The organism is Aliidongia sp., assembly GCF_035943795.1.
Taxonomy (GTDB): domain Bacteria; phylum Pseudomonadota; class Alphaproteobacteria; order ATCC43930; family CGMCC-115725; genus Aliidongia.
In genome coordinates this window covers 186,731-207,679 of sequence record NZ_DASZBY010000100.1, presented here as the reverse complement: position 1 = coordinate 207,679, position 20,949 = coordinate 186,731, and the positions used below count along the sequence as shown (strand labels likewise).

Annotated in this window: 18 protein-coding genes and 1 other RNA gene; 12 read left to right on the top strand and 7 right to left on the bottom strand. The window is 65.7% G+C overall.

Going from position 1 to position 20,949, the window contains the following annotated elements:
* Window positions 1-251: 251 nt before the first annotated feature.
* Window positions 252-1,631 carry a hypothetical protein gene (locus VGV37_RS19545; RefSeq protein ID WP_326881416.1) on the top strand — a complete coding sequence of 460 codons (1,380 nt, stop codon included), beginning with the start codon at window positions 252-254 and terminating at the stop codon, window positions 1,629-1,631.
* On the opposite strand, the gene VGV37_RS19540 is transcribed toward VGV37_RS19545, so the two are convergent.
* The 5 genes from VGV37_RS19540 to VGV37_RS19520 form a co-directional block, all read right to left on the bottom strand.
* Window positions 1,586-2,107: a GNAT family N-acetyltransferase gene (locus VGV37_RS19540; RefSeq protein WP_326881415.1), complete on the bottom strand. Its 522-nt coding sequence runs from the start codon at window positions 2,105-2,107 to the stop codon at window positions 1,586-1,588. The genes VGV37_RS19545 and VGV37_RS19540 overlap by 46 nt on opposite strands.
* Entirely contained in the window at window positions 2,104-2,742 is a 639-nt protein-coding gene (locus VGV37_RS19535) for a phosphatase PAP2 family protein (protein WP_326881414.1), read from the bottom strand. The genes VGV37_RS19540 and VGV37_RS19535 overlap by 4 nt, the downstream gene beginning before the upstream one ends.
* Before the next feature lie 126 nt (window positions 2,743-2,868).
* Complete coding sequence (gene clpA / locus VGV37_RS19530) at window positions 2,869-5,193, bottom strand: ATP-dependent Clp protease ATP-binding subunit ClpA (protein ID WP_326881413.1); 2,325 nt, start codon at window positions 5,191-5,193, stop codon at window positions 2,869-2,871.
* Between the two features lie 6 nt (window positions 5,194-5,199).
* Window positions 5,200-5,526: an ATP-dependent Clp protease adapter ClpS gene (gene clpS / locus VGV37_RS19525; RefSeq protein ID WP_326881412.1), complete on the bottom strand. Its 327-nt coding sequence runs from the start codon at window positions 5,524-5,526 to the stop codon at window positions 5,200-5,202.
* A 266-nt stretch (window positions 5,527-5,792) separates the two neighbouring features.
* Window positions 5,793-6,674 carry a phasin family protein gene (locus VGV37_RS19520; protein WP_326881411.1) on the bottom strand — a complete coding sequence of 294 codons (882 nt, stop codon included), beginning with the start codon at window positions 6,672-6,674 and terminating at the stop codon, window positions 5,793-5,795.
* A 275-nt stretch (window positions 6,675-6,949) separates the two neighbouring features.
* On the opposite strand from VGV37_RS19520, the gene VGV37_RS19515 reads away from it, so the two are divergent.
* Entirely contained in the window at window positions 6,950-7,672 is a 723-nt protein-coding gene (locus tag VGV37_RS19515; RefSeq protein WP_326881410.1) for a peptidase, read from the top strand.
* A gap of 369 nt (window positions 7,673-8,041) precedes the next feature.
* Entirely contained in the window at window positions 8,042-9,286 is a 1,245-nt protein-coding gene (locus tag VGV37_RS19510; protein WP_326881409.1) for a D-alanyl-D-alanine carboxypeptidase, read from the top strand.
* A 72-nt stretch (window positions 9,287-9,358) separates the two neighbouring features.
* Here the strand turns inward: VGV37_RS19510 and VGV37_RS19505 are convergent, their stop codons facing one another.
* Window positions 9,359-11,542, bottom strand: coding sequence for a xanthine dehydrogenase family protein molybdopterin-binding subunit (locus VGV37_RS19505; protein ID WP_326881408.1), 2,184 nt, complete (start codon window positions 11,540-11,542; stop codon window positions 9,359-9,361).
* Between the two features lie 12 nt (window positions 11,543-11,554).
* Window positions 11,555-12,010 carry a (2Fe-2S)-binding protein gene (locus VGV37_RS19500; protein WP_326881407.1) on the bottom strand — a complete coding sequence of 152 codons (456 nt, stop codon included), beginning with the start codon at window positions 12,008-12,010 and terminating at the stop codon, window positions 11,555-11,557.
* Window positions 12,011-12,271: 261 nt separating this feature from the next.
* Here VGV37_RS19500 and VGV37_RS19495 point away from each other — a divergent pair, with 261 nt between their 5' ends.
* The 9 genes from VGV37_RS19495 (at window position 12,272) to VGV37_RS19455 (ending at window position 20,948) form a co-directional block, all read left to right on the top strand.
* The gene (locus VGV37_RS19495) at window positions 12,272-13,030 is read left to right on the top strand and encodes a molecular chaperone DjiA (protein ID WP_326881406.1); all 759 of its coding nucleotides are present in this window, start codon (window positions 12,272-12,274) and stop codon (window positions 13,028-13,030) included.
* Window positions 13,030-14,862 carry an ATP-binding cassette domain-containing protein gene (locus tag VGV37_RS19490; protein ID WP_326881405.1) on the top strand — a complete coding sequence of 611 codons (1,833 nt, stop codon included), beginning with the start codon at window positions 13,030-13,032 and terminating at the stop codon, window positions 14,860-14,862. Before VGV37_RS19495 ends, VGV37_RS19490 begins: the two co-directional genes overlap by 1 nt.
* A gap of 47 nt (window positions 14,863-14,909) precedes the next feature.
* Complete coding sequence (locus VGV37_RS19485) at window positions 14,910-15,824, top strand: glutaminase (protein WP_326881404.1); 915 nt, start codon at window positions 14,910-14,912, stop codon at window positions 15,822-15,824.
* Complete coding sequence (locus tag VGV37_RS19480; protein WP_326881403.1) at window positions 15,824-16,495, top strand: N-acetylmuramoyl-L-alanine amidase; 672 nt, start codon at window positions 15,824-15,826, stop codon at window positions 16,493-16,495. The genes VGV37_RS19485 and VGV37_RS19480 overlap by 1 nt, the downstream gene beginning before the upstream one ends.
* A 99-nt stretch (window positions 16,496-16,594) precedes the next feature.
* Window positions 16,595-17,020, top strand: an RNA gene (gene rnpB / locus VGV37_RS19475) — RNase P RNA component class A.
* A 295-nt stretch (window positions 17,021-17,315) separates the two neighbouring features.
* Window positions 17,316-17,795, top strand: a complete 480-nt coding sequence (locus VGV37_RS19470; RefSeq protein WP_326881402.1) for a division/cell wall cluster transcriptional repressor MraZ — start codon at window positions 17,316-17,318, stop codon at window positions 17,793-17,795.
* Window positions 17,792-18,769, top strand: a complete 978-nt coding sequence (gene rsmH / locus VGV37_RS19465; RefSeq protein WP_326881401.1) for a 16S rRNA (cytosine(1402)-N(4))-methyltransferase RsmH — start codon at window positions 17,792-17,794, stop codon at window positions 18,767-18,769. The genes VGV37_RS19470 and rsmH overlap by 4 nt, the downstream gene beginning before the upstream one ends.
* Window positions 18,766-19,176, top strand: coding sequence for a cell division protein FtsL (gene ftsL, locus VGV37_RS19460; protein WP_326881400.1), 411 nt, complete (start codon window positions 18,766-18,768; stop codon window positions 19,174-19,176). Before rsmH ends, ftsL begins: the two co-directional genes overlap by 4 nt.
* On the top strand, window positions 19,173-20,948 hold the full coding sequence (locus VGV37_RS19455) for a penicillin-binding protein 2 (protein WP_326881399.1): 1,776 nt from the start codon (window positions 19,173-19,175) through the stop codon (window positions 20,946-20,948). Before ftsL ends, VGV37_RS19455 begins: the two co-directional genes overlap by 4 nt.
* The last annotated feature ends 1 nt before the right edge of the window (window position 20,949 follow it).

The window sequence follows — 20,949 nt, the reverse complement described above, 5'->3', positions numbered from 1 at the left end:
CTGACGGACAAAAGCAGCCATCCGCTTTGCGGCCTATTCACTATGTCAGCAACGAGCCTGCGAGCTTCCGGCAATCGCTGCTTTGCTTCCCGCTCAGCTATCCCGGTTGGTGCCACGCAATCCTACAAACTGCGGCAGAATGATAACCATGGCGAATAATCAGAGCGTGAGCACCGGTCGCGAAACATGCTCTTGCTTTTGGAACAAAACAGAAACATTATGACTGCCATCTTCAACCGACGGTGGATGGTATGGGTCGTTTTTCCCTAGCCGCTTTTGGCGGCATTTTCGGCTGGTTGTGGGCTCGCACCGCCGTAGCGTTGCCGGGCCACGGGGTTTCCGGCATCTCGGTGTCCTGTTATTTACGGGACGGTTTCGCCTTCATCCCGACCTTCGGGCGGGAGGACAGCGGGGTCAGGCGGATGGTCGAGCCCGTGGCCGTCGTGCCCGTGACGGACGGCGAAGCGCTGCACCAGGCGATCAGGCAAGCGATCGAGCGCGGTGAACCTCGCCTGCCCACCCTCGATCGCCGAAGGCGACAGGTAGCCTTGCCGCCGCTGCCCCGTTTGGCCGGGGTCGGAAGCTGGTCGTCGTTCTATGAGGGCGTCACGATCTGGCAGATCGAACGGCGGGGCGGCGCCTATCGGATTACCCCGAAATTGCTGGATAGGGCCAGCCGGCGATGGATTGCGGATGCCACCAACGCAATCCGGTTGCCGCCGGACACCGACCTCGACGCCCTGTGCGACCGTGCCGCCGCGATTTTCGCCGCCGAGTCTCCGATGCCGAAGCGCCAGCTACAGGCGATCTGCTACCTGAGGCGGGGCATTGTCTATGTTCCGAGCTATGGGCGGACCTCCACCGGCGTGCATCGGATGATCGAACCGATCGCGGCCATCCCGTTACAAAACACCGACGAGATCCGGGCAGCCATCGAAGATCGGTTTCGTCGCGGCAACCCAATGCTCGGGACAGAGCCGTCCCTCCGGGATGAAAAGCGGGACGCCTTACTGGTTCTCGCAGGCGCGGAAAGCTGGACGGCTTTCGATCGAAGCTCGACCGGCTCTTGGAAAATCGCCCATGACGAGGACGGGTTCAAAATCACCCCTGGACGCCTCTATTCCAAGAAAGGCGGCTGGACGACGGACGAGGACGCGGCCATTTCCCTGCCCACCGGCACTGCTGTTGAAGCGGCATGCGATTGCCTGATCGACATGATGCGCGCGACCGTGCCGCCGGAGTCCGGCATCCTCGAGCCGCACATGCCTTCGGCCGTCGAACAGCTTCGGACCGACCCCGAAGAAGAGCCATACGTGGTCTTGCCGATGTCACCCGATCGGATCGACGAACTGTCCGACTTCCTCGAATGGATCGCGAACGTCGAGCCCAAGGACGCGCCGACCATCCGCGACGAGATCAAACGCTACTACTACGATCACGGCGATGAGGAGGGCGGCGACGCGCTCAATCGAGCCCTCGATGAGGCGCTGGTCGCCACCCATCTCCTTGAACGCGCGAAGATCCTCGACCGATACGAACTTTACGTCCAGAAGGATTGGATCGAGGAGCACTGGACCGAGTGGGCTCAGCCGACGGCCAGTTCCAGCATCCTCAGTTCCTCGTCCACATAGCGTCCCGGTGCGAGCCTGAGCGCCTTGCGTTCGATGCCGAAGACCTCGAACCCGGCGGCGCCATAGAGCGCCTTTGCCGGCTCGTTCGTAACGGCGACGCCGAGCTGCAGGATCTCCAGTCCCTCGATCGTGCGGGCATGGGCGATCGCCGTGTCGAGCAGGCGGCGGGCGAGGCCCAGGCCGCGGGCGTCGGCTGCGACATAGACGCCCCAGATCAGGCCCTTATGCCGCTCCTTGGCGCCGGGCCGGACCGCGAGGCCGGTGAGCGCGACGAGCCGGCCATCGCGGAACGCGCCGAAGATCGCCGATGGCGGCGCGTCCGGAATGCGGCTGGCGAATTCCGCTTCGCCGCGCTCAACCTCGTCTTCATAGGCGGCACTGAACGCGTCCGGCGCCAAGCGTAAGCCTTCGAGCCGCAGGGCTCGGAAGCCGGCGGCATCGGCCTGGGTCAGCGGCCGGATCCCGATCGCGCTCACGGTCTCGCCCGCAGCAGCGCCACCACGCCGATCGCGACCGCCGTGCCGAGATAGAACCCTGCGATGATGTCGCTCAGCCAGTGAAAATCGGCGCCCAACAGGCCGATCACGACCAGCGCGATCAGGGCCGCCCAGACCGCGCGCAACCGCGGCACGCAGAGCCACAGCACGACCATCGGCGCCGTGATCAGGGTCGTGTGGCCCGACGGGAACGAGAACCAGCCGGCGCCGCCGTGGAACGGTTCGAAGCCGAACACGCCGTCCCTGATCCAGGACGGGTTGTTGTTGGTCCAGGTCTCGGGCCAAGTGCGGCCGAACAGGATCTTCAGCTCGTCCTTGATGACCAGGGCCGCGACGGTCGCCAGGCAGAACGCCAACAGCACCCGTCCGCGCGCACCCGGGCGCCAGCCGGCGACCACGGCGATGCCGGCACCGATCAGGCCCAGCACGGCCAGCGGCGGGATCGGGTCGACGATCCAGGTCAGCCAGATGAAGCCTTGCTGGCCATGGAGATGGGCGTGCGACCAGGTCGAGACCGGCCGGTCGGCGAACCCGATCGCCAGCAGCACCAGGACGGCGCAGCTGGCCGCCGCCCAGAAGAAGGATCGGGCGGACGGACGGACGGACGGGGGCATCGATGTCTCCGGCGAAGCGATGAATTCCGCCGGACGCTAGCATGGAATCGATGACGGATCGGAAACGCGAAACGCCGGCCCCTCGCGAGGCCGGCGTTCCGATATCAAGCGACGATCCTGGCCGGATTACTCGGCGAAGACCGGTTCCTTCTCCGCCGGTTCCGACCCGCCGCCGGGCTTCTCCGGGGCCGAGGCCTGGAACGTGAAGGCGAGCTTGTCGTCCTTGACCGTGACGGTGACGACGCCGCCCTTGGCCAGCTTGCCGAACAGCAACTCCTCGGCCAGAGGCTTCTTGATGCTCTCCTGGATGACCCGGCCCAAGGGCCTGGCACCATAGAGCGGGTCGTAACCCTTCTCGGCCAGGTGATCGCGAGCGGCCTGGTCGAGCTCGATCGTGACGCCGCGATCGGCCAGTTGCACTTCGAGCTGCAGGACGAACTTGTCGACGACCTTGTGGATCGTCTCGCGCGACAAGGCCGCGAACGAGATGATGCTGTCGAGCCGGTTGCGGAATTCCGGCGAGAACAGCCGGTTGATCGCCTCCTGATCGTCGCCGGTGCGCACGTTGCTGCCGAAGCCGATCGCCGGCTTCGCCATCTCGGCGGCGCCCGCATTGGTCGTCATGATCAGGATGACGTTGCGGAAATCGACGTTCTTGCCGTTGTGGTCGGTCAGCTTGCCGTAATCCATCACCTGCAACAGGATGTTGAACAGGTCCGGATGCGCCTTCTCGATTTCGTCGAGCAGCAGCACGCAATGGGGATGCTGGTCGACCGCGTCGGTCAGCAACCCGCCTTGGTCGAAGCCCACATAGCCTGGCGGGGCGCCGATCAGGCGCGAGATCGTGTGCCGCTCCATGTATTCCGACATGTCGAAGCGCGTGATCTCGATGCCGAGTGTGCGGGCCAGCTGGCGCGCGACCTCGGTCTTGCCGACGCCGGTCGGGCCCGAGAACAGGTAGGAGCCGATCGGCTTTTCCTGGTCGCGCAAGCCCGCCCGCGCCAGCTTGATCGCAGACGTGAGCGCCTCGATCGCGCTGTCCTGGCCGAACACCATGGTCTTCAGGTCGCGGTCGAGGTTCAGCAGCACTTCCTTGTCGTCGCGCGACACGCTCTTGGCCGGAATGCGGGCCATGGTCGCGATCACCGCCTCGATCTCCTTGTCGGTGATCGTCTTGCGGCGCCGGCTCTCGGGCAGCAGCATCTGGGCGGCACCGACCTCGTCGATCACGTCGATCGCCTTGTCCGGCAGCTTGCGGTCGTTGATGTAGCGCGACGACAGCTCGACCGCGGCCCGGATCGCCGCCGCCGTATAGCGCACCTTGTGGTATTTCTCGTAATAGGGCTTCAGGCCGCGCAGGATCTTGACCGCATCCTCGACCGACGGCTCGTTGACGTCGATCTTCTGGAAGCGCCGGACCAGCGCCCGGTCCTTCTCGAAGTAAGACCGATATTCCTTGTAGGTGGTCGAGCCGATGCAGCGGATCGTGCCGCTGGCCAAGGCCGGTTTCAGCAGGTTCGATGCATCCATGGCGCCGCCCGAGGTGGCGCCGGCGCCGATCACCGTATGGATCTCGTCGATGAACAGCACCGCATGGGGCTGCGCCTCGAGCTCCGACAGCACGGCCTTCAGCCGCTCCTCGAAATCGCCGCGATAGCGGGTGCCGGCCAGGAGCGAGCCCATGTCGAGCGAGTAGATCACCGCGTTCTGCAGCACTTCCGGCACTTCGAGCTGGACGATGCGGCGGGCTAGGCCCTCGGCGATGGCGGTCTTGCCGACGCCCGGATCGCCGACATAGAGCGGATTGTTCTTGGACCGACGGCACAGGATCTGGATGGTGCGGTCGACCTCCGCCTCGCGGCCGATCAGCGGGTCGATCTTGCCGGACTTGGCCTTTTTGTTGAGGTTGACGGTATAGGCGTCGAGCGCGTCATGACCGCGCTTGGCACCGCTCTTCTCGCCATTCTCGACCCGCTCCTCCTCGGCGCCCTGGACCCGGCGGGTCTCGGAGCGGCCCGGCGCCTTGGCAATGCCGTGGGAGATGTAGTTGACCGCGTCGAACCGGGTCATCTCCTGCTCCTGCAGGAAATAGACGGCATGGCTCTCGCGCTCGGCGAACATGGCGACCAGCACGTTGGCGCCGGTCACTTCCTCGCGACCGGACGATTGCACATGGATCGCCGCCCGTTGCAGCACGCGCTGGAAGCTGGCGGTCGGCTTGGCATCCTCCACATGGGGCGAGACGAGGCTCGCCAGTTCGTTGTCGACATAGCCGGCGAGATCCCGGCGCAGCTTGTCGACGTCGACCGTGCAGGCGCGCAGCACGGCGACAGCGTCCTGGTCCTCGGTCAGCGAGAGCAGCAGGTGCTCGAGTGTCGCGTATTCGTGACGCCGCTCGTTGGCATAGGCCAGGGCTCGATGCAGCGTCTTCTCAAGGTTCCGCGACAGCATGGGGCGCTATTCCTTCTCCAGAGTGCACTGCAAAGGATGCTGATGCTGCCGAGCAAAATCCATGACCTGCGTCACTTTTGTCTCGGCAACCTCGTAGGTGAAAACGCCACAGATCCCAACGCCACGACGATGCACGTGCATCATGATCGTGGTCGCCTCCTCCCGGTTCTTGGAGAAGAACCGCTCGAGCACGTGCACGACGAATTCCATCGGCGTGTAATCATCGTTCAGCATCAAGACCTTATAGAGCGAAGGCTTGCGGGTCTTGGGCTTGGTCTTGACGACGACGCCGGTCGAATGGTCGTCGTCGTCGCGTTTTTCGATGTCGCTCATCGTTGGCTCGGGGCAGGCAGTCTCGGGTGATCCATTGGGTCCGAAGGCGTCGCTAGAGGGAAAGGCTCGGGAGAAACTATATGGGATCGGATGGCGCGTACCCAAGCCCCTTGGGTCGTGCCGCGCCCGAATCCTGCATGTGCAAGGACCCGGAATCGAAAACGGCCCCCCGGCGTGAGCCGGGAGGCCGTCGGATCGATCGCCGCCATAGGGGAGGAATGGCAGCGACCGATGGCGCGAAGGAATGCGCTCGGGGAAGGACGGTCTCAGGCGACCGGCTTCAGAGCCTTTTCCGAAGCGGCGGTGACACGGGCGCCGATCGGCGCGCTCGAGTCGGTCGCCAGCTTGACGGTCATTTCGCCGATCTTGGTCGAATTGGCGACCAGCTTCTCGAACGAGGTCTTGGCGAAGTCGGCCTGCAGCTCGACGACGTCCTTGAGGGTCTTGGCGGCGAACAGCGCCTTGGTGGCGGCGGCGCTGCTCTCGAGCGACGACTGGGTCAGGCTGACGACTTCCTTCGACAGGGCCTCGAAGCCCTTGGCGAACAGCGTGTTGGCCTGAACGAAAGCCTCGAGATTGGCCTTACCGAAAGCGGCGAAGTCTTCGTAGCCCTTGAAGGTCTGGGTCGACATGGGGAACACCTTGATTTGGGGAGTGGAAAGGACGGGGGGGATCGTCGAGGCCTTTGGGGGAACGATTGACGGAACCGGCGCCTCGACGACCGGCTTCGAAACGTGCTTTTCAACCACGGCGGCGGCGGCGGCCGCCTTGACCACGGGTGCGACCGGCACCGGGGATTTCTCGATGGCGGCGGCCGGAGCGGCCGCCGGGGCCGCAACGACCGGCTCGATCCTGGGGGCGACCGGAGCCGGAGCCGCGACGGCGGCCGGGGCTGCGACGGGCCCGGGAGCCGGGGTCCTGGCCGGCGCGGCTTCGACAGCGACGGGCTTCGCGGCGGCGACCGGCTTGGCAGCGGCGACAGGAGGTGTCGGCGCCTTCACGGCGGCGGGCTGCGCAACGGCGGGCTTGGCGATGGGGGCTTTCGCGGCGGAAACCTTGGCGGCCGGCTTGGCAGCGACGGTCGCGCTCACAGCCTTGGTCGGCTTGGCGGCGACGGGCTTCACTGTCTTCTGATCCGAATTCGTCATCTCAGGTCCTCCACGAGCGGGTCCGGGGTGGGCTTGAATTCCCGCTCCCAGCGATTGCTGCACCGCAACACATCCCAGAGATAGGGGTACCCGTTCCTGGAGTCAATGATTTTTTTGTGCACTGCAACATAATCTGTGAAAAGGCACGAAATCCGCAGCCCCGCTTCCAACGCCCTCGACCTTGGGCAAGGCTTGATGCGAGACCGCCCCCTGAGGCATTCTCTGGTGCGCCGGGGGCTCGAGGGCGAGCGGACGGAACGAATGGGAAGAAGCGGTTGACCTATTGCGTCGGGATCAAGATTCGAGAGGGGCTGATCGCCCTCTCCGACGGCCGGGTGACCTCGGGCAACCAGGTGTCCCATGCCCGCAAGCTGACGCTGCACGGCGCCGAAGACGGCCGGTTCATGGTCATGACCTCCGGCCTGCGCTCGGTGCGCGACAAGACGCTGGCCTTTCTGGAGCGGGATATGCGAGCCCCCGGCGCCAAGCCGTTCCGCCGGATCCTCGACGCGGTCGATGGCTTCTGCACGGCCCTCCGCAAGGTCAAACTTGAGGACCAGGAGGCGCTGGAGGCCGCGGCCTTGCCGCTCAATCTGCATTGCATCATGGGCGGCAAGCTGGTCGACGATGCCGAGCCCGGCCTGTTCATGATCTATCCGGAAGGCAACTGGATCGCGTGCGACGAACGCACGCCCTATCTCTCGGTCGGCTCCACGTCCTACGGCAAGCCGATCCTCGACCGGGCCCTCAGCTACGACACGCCGATGCAGGCCGCCCTCAAGATCGCCTATCTGTCGTTCGATTCGACCCGGTTCAGTGCGGCCGACGTGGGGTACCCGATCGATCTCGCCACGCTCTCGACCGAGGACGGCAAGATCCGCCTGGCCGAACTGGACTATGACGATCTCATGGAACAGAGGCAGTGGTGGAACAGCCATATCACCCAGCTGGCCGGTCAATTGCCCGACGGTCCCTGGGTCGAAAAGCTGTTGCCCTAACCTTCTGAAATGAATCAATCAATCACCGCCCCGGCCCAGACGGGAGCGGTATTCCCGCACGTCGAAGTCAGAACAGACTCTGTGTTCGCGGCCGATCATTTGCGGTTGATCCGCCGGGTGCAGGGACTCGTTCCCGCTTTATTCCAGTCGATGGGGGGAGAGCGGCGACTTGTCGCGACGCAAAAGATTTCCACAGCTAAATTCAACTGATGCATCGAAAGATGATGGACAGAGATTCACTATTTTTTTAATGTCTCGTCGTATCGATACGATGGAACGTCTTTGTTGGGGGAGGCCGAGTTGAGCATCCATTCAATTCGGCGGTCGCGACGCCAGGGGGGCTTGGCAGTTGCAACCGTTCTTTTGGGCATGACCTGTCTAGCCGGCGGCTCTACTTCCGCCTGGGCCGGTTATGCCTCGATGGTCATCGACAGCACGACGGGGGAAGTGCTGAATGAGGTCAATGCGGATGAATTGAACCATCCGGCGTCGTTGACCAAGATGATGACGCTGTACATGACTTTCGAAGCCTTGCAGCGCGGCAAGATCACGCTAGATACGCGCATGCCGGTTTCCGAATTCGCCGCCGCGAAGATGCCGACCCATTTGGGCGTTCCGGCCGGCGACATGGTTTCGGTCAAGGAATGCGTCCTCGGCATGGTCGTGCTGTCGGCGAACGACTGTGCCGCCATCGCCGGCGAGTATCTGGCGGGCGGCAGCGAGACGGCTTTCGCCCGCATGATGACCGACAAGGCGCACGCGCTGGGCATGACCAACACGACCTTCCGCAATGCGTCCGGACTGCCCGACGACGAGCAGGTCACCTCAGCGCGCGATCTGGTCAAGCTCGCCCAGCATCTGCACGACGATTTCCCCCAATATTACCGCTTCTTCGCCACGCGCGAGTTCATCTTCCGCGGCCGGGTCATCAAAGGGCACAACCACCTGATGTACCGTTATGCCGGGATGGACGGGCTCAAGACCGGCTTCACGTCGGCCTCCGGCTTCAATCTGGCCTCGTCGGCCGAGCGTGACGGCCATCGCCTGATCGGCGTGGTCATGGGTTCGACCAGTGGCGGCGTGCGCGACAATCTGATGGCCACCCTGCTCGACAACGGCTTCGCCCATCGGCAGACCGACCCGATGCTGGTGGCCGAGGCCGGCGGCCAGAGTGCGCGGACGGCCAAGCGCCTGTTCGCCGGCGCCGGCAGCGTGCTGGCCGCCCTGTCGCCGATCCCGAAGGCGGAGGCCGCCACACCGGCCGCGACCCAAGCGCCGGCTTCGGCGCGGATCCTGCGCGCCCATGCCGCCAAGCCCGGCGGCATCGTGACCGCGGTGTCGAGCGAGCGCTGGGCCGTCCAGGTCGGCGCCTTCAGCAGCCATTCCCAGGCTGAGGAAGCCGCCGATCACGCGATCCGCCTCGCCGGCGTGCGTGGCCAGACCTCGATCCTGGCCCCGGAGAGGAACGAGAAGCACAAGATCTACCGCGCCCGCCTGAACGGCTTCTCGACGGAACGCCAGGCGCGCGACGCCTGCGGGGCGCTCCACAAGAAAGGCCACCTCTGCGTCGTGGTTCCTCCCGGCAAGGGCAGCGTCAAGCTCGCCCGAAACTGATCCCGCTCGCCCACGGCACAGTACGAAGCCCGTCCGGCACCCGGACGGGCTTCGTCGTTTCAGCCGTGCCGATCACGCGCGGCCGCTGAGGTCCGTATTCTTGATCGGCAGCGAACGGATGCGTTTGCCGGTCGCGGCAAAGATCGCGTTGCATAGCGCCGGCGCGATCGGCGGTGTGCCCGGCTCGCCGATGCCGCCCCATTTGGTGCCGCCCGACAGCGCCAGATAGGTCTCGATCACTGGCGCATCGGCGAAGCGCACCATTTCATAGGCATCGAAATTGGCTTCCTGGACCCGGCCGTCCTTGATGGTGATCTCGCCATAGAGTGCCGCGGTCAGGCCGTAGATCACGGCGCTTTCGATCTGCATCTCGACGGTGCGCGGATTGACGACATGGCCGCAATCGACCACGGCGACCACGCGCGGCACCTTGACCTCGCCCTTGGGACTGACCGAGACCTCGACGATCTCGCCGACGATGGTGCCGAAACTTTCGTGGATGGCGATGCCGCGGCCCTGGCCCGCCGGCAGCTTCTTCGACCAGTCGCCCTTTTCGGCGAGCGTATCCAGCACCTTGAGGAAATCGGGCTTGCCGGCCAGCAGCTCGCGCCGGAACCGATATGGGTCCTTGCCGGCCGCCACCGCCATCTCGTCGACGAAGCTTTCGAGCGCGAAGGCGTTCTGGGAACTGCCGACCGAGCGCCAGAACATCACCGGCACGTGGGTGTTCTTCAAAATACAGTCGACATTCAGATTGGCGACCGCATAGGGCACGTTCGACAGGCCTTCGACCGCCGAGGGCTCGACCCCGCTGGCGACCGGATCGCGGCCGAGCGAGCGGCTGATCGAGCCGACCGCCGTGCGCATGTCCCAGGCGACCGGCATTCCGTCGGTGCCCAGACCCGCCTTGAAGCGGATCGCCGCCTGAGGCCGGTAGCGGTCGTGCTGCATGTCCTCTTCGCGCGTCCACACCAGCTTGACCGGCTTGCCGACCGCCTTGGCGACGATGACCGCCTGCTCCAGCTCGTCGTTGATCGCGCGCCGACCGAACCCGCCACCGAGGAAGCAATTGTGGATGAAGACCTGTTCCGGCTTCATGCCTGCGGCCTTGGCCGCACGTTGCAAGGCACCATCCGGGTCCTGGGTGCCCATCCAGGCGTCGAGCCGATCGCCCTGGATATGGACGGTCGCGTTCAACGGCTCCATCGCCGCATGGGCGACGTGGGGGGCCTCATAGAGCGCATCGACCTTCTTTGCCGCCTTGGCCAGGGCCGCAGTGACGTCGCCCGCATGCTTGGCGTTGGCGGCCGGCCCGTCGAGGGTGTCGCGATATTCCTTGCGGAACTGGTCGCTGTCGGTGCCCGCCCCAGCGCCTTCGTCCCAGGTGATGACGAGGTCGGCAACCGCCTGCTTCGCACGCCAGAAACTGTCGGCGACCACGGCGATGCCGCCCGGGATCGGCACGATCTGCCGGATACCGCGCCGGCCCCTGACCTTGCTGTCGTCGACGTGACGGACCGTACCGCCGAATACCGGGCAGGTCGTGACCGCGGCATAGACCATGCCATCGATCCGGGTATCGATGCCGAACTTGGCTTGGCCGTTGACCTTGACCGGCGTGTCGAACCGGGCCTGCGGCTGGCCGATCAGGCGGAACTGGTCTGGAGTCTTGATCGCCGGCTCCTCGGCGAGCGCAATCTTGGCAGCCGCACCGGCCAAGGCGCCGTAACCCAGCCAGCGCTGGCTGGCCGCATGCGTGACCTTGCCGTCCCGGGCGCTGCAGTCGCCCGCCGGCACCGCCCATTGCTGGGCCGCCGCCGCGATCAGCCGGACCCGGGCGCTGGCGCCGGCCTGCTGCAGGAACTCACGCGAGCGCCGGACGGCGCCGCTGCCGCCGGTGCCCATGCGCCCATAGGGATGGCCATCGACCAGGTTGCGGTGCGCCTCGGCATATTCCGCGCGCACCTTGGTCCAGTCACACTCCAGTTCCTCGGCCACGATCATCGGCAGGGCGGTGAAGATGCCCTCGCCCATTTCCGACTGCGCGACGCGGATGGTCACGCTGTCGTCGGGCTCGATCAGGATCCAGGCATTGATTTCGGCCGCCTTGACATCGGTGATCGACGCCCAGGGCGCCGCATCGATCGCCAAGGCGTCGGCGCGACCGGGCAGCGCCAGGCCGATGGCGAGGCCTCCGGCGGCCGACAGGCCTGAGGTGATGAAGAAACGGCGCGAGAGCGGAACCAGATGGGTCATCGCATCCCTCCCCTAGCGCACGATCAGCGCGGCGGCGCGGTGGATCGCCTTGCGCATGCGCGGATAGGTGCCGCAGCGACAGATGTTGCTGAGGTTCCGGTCGATGTCGGCATCGGTCGGCCTGGGATTGGCCGCCAGGAACGCAGCCGCCGCCATGATCTGCCCGGACTGGCAATAGCCGCATTGCGGCACGTCCTCGGCGACCCAGGCTTTCTGGACCGGGTGGCTGCTGTCGGGGGACAGGCCCTCGATCGTGGTGATCCTGCCGCCGACCGCGGCGCTGACCGGCAGGGAGCACGAGCGTTGCGCCTCGCCATCGACGTGGACGGTGCAGGCGCCGCACTGACCGATGCCACAGCCGTATTTCGTCCCGGTCATGCCCAGTTCGTCGCGCAGCACCCACAAGAGCGGCATGTCGTCCTCGACATCGAGCCGATGGACCTTGCCGTTCACGGAAATCTCGATCATCGCCTGGTAGCCCCCGGTTAGCCCTAGGACGCGAAGTCGACTATCATGGACACACGGATGGAACGGCCTAGCGTCCACAGGCCTTTCTCCGCGACGGAATAAACTTAGATCACAAAGCGTCCCGTCGCGAGAGCGGGTTGTAACCTGCGACCCTTTGCCCGCAAAAAAGGCTGCCCTCTATTGCAATGCAACCGGGTTTCTTGACGTAGGGCGATCCGCACGGCTATGCCGTATTCTCTTGGCGAAGGAGTCGATCCGACCGTGACCATCTGGGCCCGCATCGTCGAAGGGGTGCAGGAGCTGTCCTGGGGCAATCTGTTCGGCCTCGAGGACGAGTCCATGCGCGCGCTCGATGCCGACGCGTCGCGCGCCCGGGACCTGGTCCGCGACGAGGACCGGCCACAGGCGACGAAGCAGGTGGGCTTCACCATCGCGGTGATCGCGCTGGGCGCCAAGATGGCCAAGGCCGACGGCACCGTGAGCCCGGTCGAGATCGAAGCGTTCCACCAGGTATTCAGCGCGCCCGAGGAAGAACGCGCCAACGTCGAGTTCTTCTTCAACCTGGCCCGGCGCAGCACGGTCGGCGCCGACACTTATGCCCGCCAGGTCAAGAAGCTGCTGGGTCACCACAAATCGGTGCTGGAAGACCTGCTGGGCGCCCTGTTCCACATCGCCAAGGCGGACGGCGTCATCACGCCGGCGGAAGATGCCTATCTGCGCTCGATTTCCGAGATCTTCGGGTTCGAGGAATATTGCTTCCGGCGCATCCGGGCCTATCACGTGGGCTCGGAGCATGCGCCGGTCGTCGAAGAGGATCCCTATCTGATCCTGGGCGTCGAGCCCTGGTCGGACATGGAGGTCATCAAGAAGCGCTGGCACGAGCTGGTGCGCGACAATCATCCCGACCGGGTCATGGCGCAGGGCCTGCCGGCGGAATTCGTCTCGATCGCGACCACCAAGCTGGCGCTGATCAACGCGGCCTACGACAGGCTCGCCAAGCAACACAAAGGGAAAGCCTGATGGCGGTTCAACCGCCGCTCCTAGCCCTGCAGAACGCGACCCTCACCTACGGCGGCAGACCTACCTTCCAGGAGGTATCGGTCGCCGTTGCGCGTGGGGAGCGGATCTGTCTGGTCGGCCGCAACGGCAGCGGCAAATCCACCCTGTTGAAATGTCTCGCCGGCACGATCGAACTCGACGCCGGCGACCGCTTCATCCAGCCCGGCGCCCATGTCGCCTACATGCCGCAGGAGCCGAATTTCGATCCGGCCATGACCATCGCGGACCATGTGGCGCTGGGCCTGCCCGGCCATGAGCAGGACGGCGCCACCCGCTACAAGGTCGAGGCGATCCTGGCCGAGGTCGGGCTCGATCCCGACCGAAAGCTGGTAGCACTGTCGGGCGGCGAAGGCCGCCGCGTCTCGCTCGCCCGCGTGTTCGTGGCCGAACCGGACGTGGTCCTGCTGGACGAGCCGACCAACCATCTCGACATTCCCGCGATCGAATGGCTGGAGGCGCGGCTCGCCGACTATCGCGGCGCGATCCTGATGATCAGCCATGACCGGGCCTTCCTCAACCGGCTGTCGCGCCGGGTCATCTGGCTCGACCGCGGCCGGCTGCTCTCGCTCGACCAGGGCTTCCTGGGCTTCGACGATTGGGCGGAGCGCGTGCTGGCGGCGGAGGCGGCCGAAGAGCAGCGGCTCGACAAGAAGCTGATCGCCGAGACCCTGTGGATGCGCCAGGGCATCTCGGCCCGGCGCACGCGCAACATGGGCCGGGTCCGGGCACTGCAGGACCTGCGCCAGGACAAGGCGGAGCGCGTCGGCATCCGCCAGGCCAAGCTTGGCACCGCCGCCTCGACCGAGACCGGCGGCCAGCTGGTCGTCGAGGTCAAGAACATCTCGAAGAGCTTCGCCCAGACCCTGCCCGATGGGACCAATGCCACCCGGGTGATCGCCCAGGATTTCTCGACCAAGATCGTGCGCGGCGAGCGGATCGGCATCATCGGCGCCAACGGCGCCGGCAAGTCGACCCTGCTGAAGATCCTGACCGGCGAGATCGAGCCCGATGCCGGCAAGGTCCGCTTCGGCGTCAATCTGGTGCCAGCCTATTTCGATCAGCTGAGGAGCCGCCTCGACGAAGAGGCGAGCGTGCGCGACAACCTGACCGAAGGCCGGGGCGACAGCGTGTTCGTGCGGGGCGTGCCGCGCCACGTGAATTCCTATATGCGCGACTTCCTGTTCGAAGATCGCCAGGCGCTGACCCCGGCCAAAGCGCTGTCGGGCGGCGAGCGCAACCGGCTGCTGATCGCCAAGGTTCTGGCCCAGACCTCGAATCTCCTGGTGCTGGACGAGCCGACCAACGATCTCGACATGGATACGCTCGAGCTGTTGGAAGAGGTGCTGGCCGACTACGAGGGCACGCTCTACCTGGTCAGCCACGACCGCGACTTCCTCGACCGGCTGGTGACCTCGGTCATCGCGGTCGAAGGCGACGGCGAGATCGCGGAATATGTCGGCGGCTATACCGACTATCTGCGCCAGCGGCCGACCAAGCTCGATCCGGTCAAGGCTGCGAAGCAGGCCGCGGCGCCAGCGCGGACCGACAAACCGAAGACCGCGCGGCTGGGCTTCAAGGAACAGCACGACCTGCAGCGCCTGCCCGGCGTGATCGAGAAGCTGGGCAAGGAGCAGGCGGCCCTGCAGCAGACGCTGGCCGACCCGAAGCTCTACGCTCGCGACCGGGCGGCGTTCGACATGGCGAGCGCGCGACTGGATGGCTTGCATGTCGAACTGGCCGAAGCCGAGGACCGTTGGCTGGAACTGGAAATGAAGAAGGCCGAACTGGGCTGATATGAGGAACCCCCTTCCCCGCGGGGGAGGGTCTGGAAGGTGGACGCATGGAATACGGCGAACTGCTCGAAAACATCGTCCACGAGATCCGCCCCTATTTCGGCAAGGGCAAGGTCGCGGATTATATCCCCGCGCTGGCGAACGTGCCGTCCACCAAGTTCGGCATGGCGATCGCGACGGTCGACGGCACGGTCCACACCATCGGCGACGGTGAGGAGCCCTTCTCGATCCAGAGCATCTCCAAGGCCTTCACCTTGATGCTGGCGATCAGCCAGGTCGGCGACGAATTGTGGACCCGGTGCGGCAAGGAGCCGTCGGGCAGCAAGTTCAATTCGCTGGTCCAGCTCGAATATGAAGAGGGCGTGCCGCGCAACCCGTTCATCAATGCCGGGGCGCTGGTCGTGACCGATTGCGTCATGTCCCATTCCCGGGCGCCGAAGAACACGATCCGCGACTATGTCCGGGTGCTGTCGCAGAACTTCGCCGTCGATTTCGACGAGGAGGTCGCCCGGTCGGAGCGCGAGACCGGCTTCACCAATGCGGCGCTGGCCAACATGCTGGCGAGCCACGGCCGGCTGGGCAATCCGGTCGCGGCCGTGCTCGATACCTATTTCCACCAATGCTCGCTCGCCATGAGCTGCGCCGATCTCGCTCGCGCCTTCCTGCCGCTCGCCAACCGCGGCCTGTCGCCGATCCTCGAAGAGGCCGTGCTGACCGAACGCCAGACCAAGCGCGTCAACGCGCTGATGCTGACCTGCGGCATGTATGAGTCGGTCGGCAGCTTCGCCTATCGGGTCGGGCTGCCGGCCAAGAGCGGAGTCGGCGGCGGCATCGTGGCGGTGCTGCCGTCGAAATTCTGCGTCGCGGTCTGGTCGCCGGAGCTGGACCGGTCGGGCAATTCGCTGGTCGGTACGGCGGCGCTCGAGGCGCTGACCCGCCTGACCCAGCTGTCGATCTTCTGATGATCGTCCGCGAGCGCCCCTCGCCCAACTTCGGCCCGCGCCCGCCCGGCACGCCGATCGACATGCTGCTGCTGCATTATACCGGCATGCAGAGCGCCGAGGCGGCACTGGTCCGCCTGTGCGATCCCACCTCAGAGGTCAGTTGCCATTGGCTGGTCGACGAGGACGGCACGGTCCACCGCCTGGTCGACGAGCGGATGCGCGCCTGGCACGCCGGCAAGGCGTTCTGGGCCGGGCGGCGCGACATCAACGACCGCTCCATCGGCATCGAGCTGGTCAATCCGGGCGAGGAATGGGGCTATCGGCCGTTCCCATCGGCCCAGATGGCGGCGCTGGCCGAACTGGCGAGGGGGATCGTCGCACGCCATCCCATTCCGGCCCATCGCGTGCTGGGTCATTCCGACGTGGCGCCCGACCGCAAGCAGGACCCGGGCACGCTGTTCGACTGGGCCTGGCTCTCTGCCCACGGCATCGGATTGTGGCCGGTGGCGGGCACACCCACCGCGCGGATCGACCCGGAACGGCAACTGGTCGGGATCGGGTTCGAAGCGGCGACGCCCCAGACGGTCGCCGCATTCCAGCGCCACTACCGCCCAACGGGGGTCGACGGGCGGATCGACGATGAAACCGCGCTCAAAATTGCCCAGGTCGCCACCCTGCATGGGATTTGATGGGCGAAACGCCCAATTTCGCCATCGGCATGGGAAAACATGGGACGATCGCGTGAACGGTCATTGACGCGGGTTCCCGGCGGCCTTAATCCAGCGCGACCAGACGGCCGGATGACCGCTGTCGGCTTCACGCCGGTAGAGGAAAGTCCGGGCTCCACGGAAAACACGGTGCCGGATAACGCCCGGCGAGGGCGACCTCAGGGAAAGTGCCACAGAGAGCAAACCGCCAACCCCAGGCCCATCGCGAGATGGCCGGGCGGCAAGGGTGAAAGGGTGCGGTAAGAGCGCACCGCGACCTCGGTAACGAGGGCGGCATGGCAAACCCCACCGGGAGCAAGACCAAATAGGGATGGCTGGCAGGCGGCGGCTTCTTCGGAGACCGTCGACCGGCAGGCGGGTTTTCCGCGCCGTCATCCGGGTCGGTCGCGCGAGGCGCCTGGCAACAGGCGTCCAAGAGGAATGGTCATCTCCTGCCCGCCTTCGGGCGAGCGGGGACAGAACCCGGCTTACAGGCCGTCTGGTGTTCTCTTCCCGGTTCCGCCGGCTCTTCGAGAACATACAGAGAACGCATCAAACTTTACCGAATGCTAAGAACTGGTGAGTCGGCCCGGCGCCGGACGTCGGATAACGACTGGCAGGTGCCGAGCGTGCACCCTCCCGTTTCTTTGTTTGACTGGTGTTTTACTGTCGGCGGACATTGACGGGCATACGAGCCCATGTTATCCCATGTCATCCCATGGCGGAGGGCGATTGGTTGGGGGAACTTCCAGTCGTCCGTGGCAGCCGCGCCTCGCCCCGGGATGCTGTTGGGGGAGCCCACGTGCGGCTTTTTCTGTCCACTTACGTGAACAAGATCGACCGGAAAGGGCGGGTCTCGGTACCCGCCCTCTTTCGGACCGTCTTGTCCGGACAGAACTCGACCGGCATCCTCGCGTTCCGCTCGTTCAAGCATGCCGCACTCGATTGCAGCGGCCTGGCGCGGGTCGAGGAAATGGCGGCTCAACTCGAGACTCTGCCGGAGTTTTCCGAAGAATACGAGAACCTGTCGGCCCTGTTCGCCGACATGAAGCAGCTGCAGATCGACGGCGAAGGCCGCATCACCCTGCCCGAGGAGCTGCTGCAGTTCGTCGGCATCACCGACAACGTCGCCTTCGTCGGCCAGGGCAAGAATTTCCAGATCTGGGAACCGGCCGCGCAGGAGGCGTTCCAGGCAGCCCGCCGGCAGAGCGCCCGCGACAACAAATTCATCATGCCGCCGACCGCCCGCATGCCGGCGCCTGCCGCCGAGGGCACGCCATGACCGAGGGCCTGCACATCCCGGTGCTGGTCGACGAGGTCGTGCTCGCCCTCGCCCTGGGTCCCGACCAGGTCGTGATCGACGGTACGTTCGGACGAGGCGGTTATTCCAAGGCGATCCTGGCGGCAGCCCCGGTGGCACTGGTTGGCATCGACCGCGATCCGACCGCGATCGCGAGCGGTGCGGCGATCGCGGCCGCCCATCCCGGTCGCCTGACCCTGGTCGAGGGCAAGTTCGGCGAGATGGCGCAATTGCTGAGCCGGCTCGGCATCGACCAGGTCGACGCGGTGGCACTCGACATCGGCGTGTCCTCGCCGCAGATCGACGATCCAGCGCGCGGTTTTTCGTTCCGGTCCGACGGTCCTCTCGACATGCGCATGGGCGGCGACGGTCCCGATGCGGCCCGTGTAGTGAACACCATGGGCGAGGCGGAATTGGCCGACATCATCTATCGCTACGGCGAGGAGCGCCTGTCGCGCCGGGTCGCCAAGGCGATCGTGACGGCCCGCACCGAAATGCCGATCGAGCGCACCGCGGCGCTGGCCCGCATCGTGCGGTCCTGCGTGCCGGCCAGCAAGGACGGCATCGATCCCGCGACCCGCACGTTCCAGGCGCTGCGCATCTATGTGAACGACGAACTCGGGGAACTCGCGCGCGGTCTGGCCGCGGCCGAGCGGCTGCTGAAGGCCGGCGGCCGGCTCGCCATCGTCTCGTTCCATTCGCTGGAAGACCGGGTCGTGAAAAACTTCCTGAAGGCCCGTGCCGGCGCCGAGCCCGCCGGCTCGCGCCACCTGCCCGACGCCACCGCCCAGCGCCGGGCGCCCAGCTTCCGGCTGATCCATCGCAAGCCGATCGTGGCCGGTCCCGAAGAATTGGCGCGCAATCCGCGTGCGCGCTCCGCCAAGCTGCGCGTGGCCGAGCGGACGGCCGCCCCCGCATGGCCAGCCCCGACCGGGGCGGAGGAGCTCGCCGCATGATGCGCTCATCGACATTCCTCTCGCTGATCCTGGTGTGCGGCCTCGGCTTCGGCCTGTTCAAGGTCAAGTACGAGGTCCAGTCGCTCGAAGACGAACTGGGCAAGATCAACCGCCAGACCGTGACCGACCAGGACGCCATCCACGTCCTGAAGGCGGAATGGAGCTATCTGACCCAGCCGGTCCGTATCGGCGACATGGCCGCGCGCCACCTGGCACTGCAGCCGGTGACCTCGGCCCAGATGGGCAGCTTCGACCAGCTGCCGCTGAAGTCCGATCGCCCCGCCATTGCCGACGGCGGTGACATCAAGATCGAGGCGGTGCTGAAGGCGATGCAGGTCGCGTCCAAGCCGAACCCCATCATCCATGCGACCAACGTCGCCGCCATCAAGCCCGGAGGCGATCGATGAAGCCGGTCGCCCCGCTCGAGAACGACGACAATCCCTGCCGTCCCCGGCATTTCAAGCCGACGATCGCCGCCCCGTCCGACGGGGACACGCGCGTCAACCGCTCGCTCGACATGAGCCGCAACCGGTTGCTGGTGACCGCGGGCGCCTTCCTGCTGGCTTTCACCATCATCAGCCTGCGCCTGGCCGACGTGACCCTGCTGAAGACGCCGGATCCGGAGATCGCCAAGCTGGGCCAGCCGGCTGCCGCCAAGGTCGCCCACTTCAGCCGCGGCGACATCGTCGACCGCAACGGCGTCGTGCTCGCGACCACGCTCGAAAGCTCGTCGCTGTTCGCCAACCCGCGCACCATCACCGAGCCGGCCAAGCTGGCCAAGCAACTGGCGAAGATCCTGCCCGGCGCCAAGGAAGCCGACCTCTATACCAAGCTCGCCTCGGACAAGAGCTTCGTGTGGATCCAGCGGCGCCTGACGCCGACCCAGGAATTCCAGGTCAATTCGCTGGGCGTGCCCGGTCTCGATTTCCAGCGCGAAGAGCGGCGGATCTATCCGCAAGGGCCGCTGGCCGCCCACGTGGTTGGCTATTCGGACCTGGACGGCAAGGGCCTGGCCGGCATCGAGCGTTCGTTCGACGCCGCTTTGAGCCAGTCGACCGAGCCGCTGAAGCTGTCGATCGACATCCGCCTGCAGGCGATCCTCAAGGAAGAGATCCAGAAGCAGATCGACGCCTTCACCGCCGTCGGCGGCACCGGCATCATCATGGACATCAAGTCCGGCGAAGTGCTGTCGCTGATCTCGCTGCCGGACTTCGATCCGAACGACCTCAACACGGTCGTACCGGAGACGATCTTCAATCGCGCGACGCTCGGCGTCTACGAGATGGGCTCCGTCTTCAAGATCTTCAACACCGCGCTGGCGCTCGAGAACAAGACCGCGACCCTGTCGAAGATGTACGACATCTCGAAGCCGATCACGATCGGCCGCTTCACCATCCACGACGACGAGCCGATCCATCACGCGATCCCCGTGGCGCAGATCTTCGCGGTCTCGTCGAACATCGGCTCGGTCCACATGATCCAGGAGCTGACGCCGGAGATCCAGAAGGAGTTCCTCGGCCGCCTGGGCCTGCTGCGCCCGGCCCAGATCGAGATCCCCGAGATCGGCAGCCCGCAGGTGCCGAACCCGTGGCGCGAGATCAATTCCTGGACGATCGCGTTCGGCCATGGCCTGTCGGTCAGCCCCGTGCAGCTCGCCGTCGCCGCGAGCGCCGTCGCCGACGGCGGCATCCTGCGCCCGGCGACCTTGATCAAGCGGCCGGCCGGCTTCGTGCCGCCGGGCCAGCGCGTGCTGTCGCCCCGCACGGCGGAACTGATGCGCGAGCTGTTCCGCTACGACGTGACCGACGGCACCGGCAAGAAGGCCGAGGTGCCGGGCTACCTGGTCGGCGCCAAGACCGGCACGGCCGAGAAGATCGGCGCGCATGGCGGCTATATGCACCATGGCAATCTGTCCTCGCTCATCTCATTCTTCCCGATGAGCGATCCGCAATACATGGTCTACGTCATCATCGACGAACCCCATGGCGACCGGAACAACAAGGCGCAGGCCTCCTACGGTTTCACCACCGGCGCATGGACGGCGGGTCCGGCGGTGCAGCGCATCATCGCCCGAATGGCGCCACTTTTGGGGCTTAAGCCCATCGAAGAGACGCCGGACATCCATCGTGCCCTCACCGTCGATATTCCCGGAATGGGCCCCAAAGTTGCGGCTAACTGAT

Coding starts and splice junctions, on each gene's coding strand:
- VGV37_RS19490 (WP_326881405.1), top strand. CDS start 13,030: ATGGCGGTTCAACCGCCGCTCCTAGCCCTGCAGAACGCGACCCTCACC.
- VGV37_RS19455 (WP_326881399.1), top strand. CDS start 19,173: ATGAAGCCGGTCGCCCCGCTCGAGAACGACGACAATCCCTGCCGTCCC.
- VGV37_RS19520 (WP_326881411.1), bottom strand. CDS start 6,674: ATGACGAATTCGGATCAGAAGACAGTGAAGCCCGTCGCCGCCAAGCCG.
- VGV37_RS19545 (WP_326881416.1), top strand. CDS start 252: ATGGGTCGTTTTTCCCTAGCCGCTTTTGGCGGCATTTTCGGCTGGTTG.
- VGV37_RS19535 (WP_326881414.1), bottom strand. CDS start 2,742: ATGCCCCCGTCCGTCCGTCCGTCCGCCCGATCCTTCTTCTGGGCGGCG.
- VGV37_RS19510 (WP_326881409.1), top strand. CDS start 8,042: ATGACCTGTCTAGCCGGCGGCTCTACTTCCGCCTGGGCCGGTTATGCC.
- ftsL (WP_326881400.1), top strand. CDS start 18,766: ATGATGCGCTCATCGACATTCCTCTCGCTGATCCTGGTGTGCGGCCTC.
- clpA (WP_326881413.1), bottom strand. CDS start 5,193: ATGCTGTCGCGGAACCTTGAGAAGACGCTGCATCGAGCCCTGGCCTAT.
- clpS (WP_326881412.1), bottom strand. CDS start 5,526: ATGAGCGACATCGAAAAACGCGACGACGACGACCATTCGACCGGCGTC.
- VGV37_RS19485 (WP_326881404.1), top strand. CDS start 14,910: ATGGAATACGGCGAACTGCTCGAAAACATCGTCCACGAGATCCGCCCC.
- VGV37_RS19505 (WP_326881408.1), bottom strand. CDS start 11,542: ATGACCCATCTGGTTCCGCTCTCGCGCCGTTTCTTCATCACCTCAGGC.
- VGV37_RS19500 (WP_326881407.1), bottom strand. CDS start 12,010: ATGATCGAGATTTCCGTGAACGGCAAGGTCCATCGGCTCGATGTCGAG.
- VGV37_RS19480 (WP_326881403.1), top strand. CDS start 15,824: ATGATCGTCCGCGAGCGCCCCTCGCCCAACTTCGGCCCGCGCCCGCCC.
- rsmH (WP_326881401.1), top strand. CDS start 17,792: ATGACCGAGGGCCTGCACATCCCGGTGCTGGTCGACGAGGTCGTGCTC.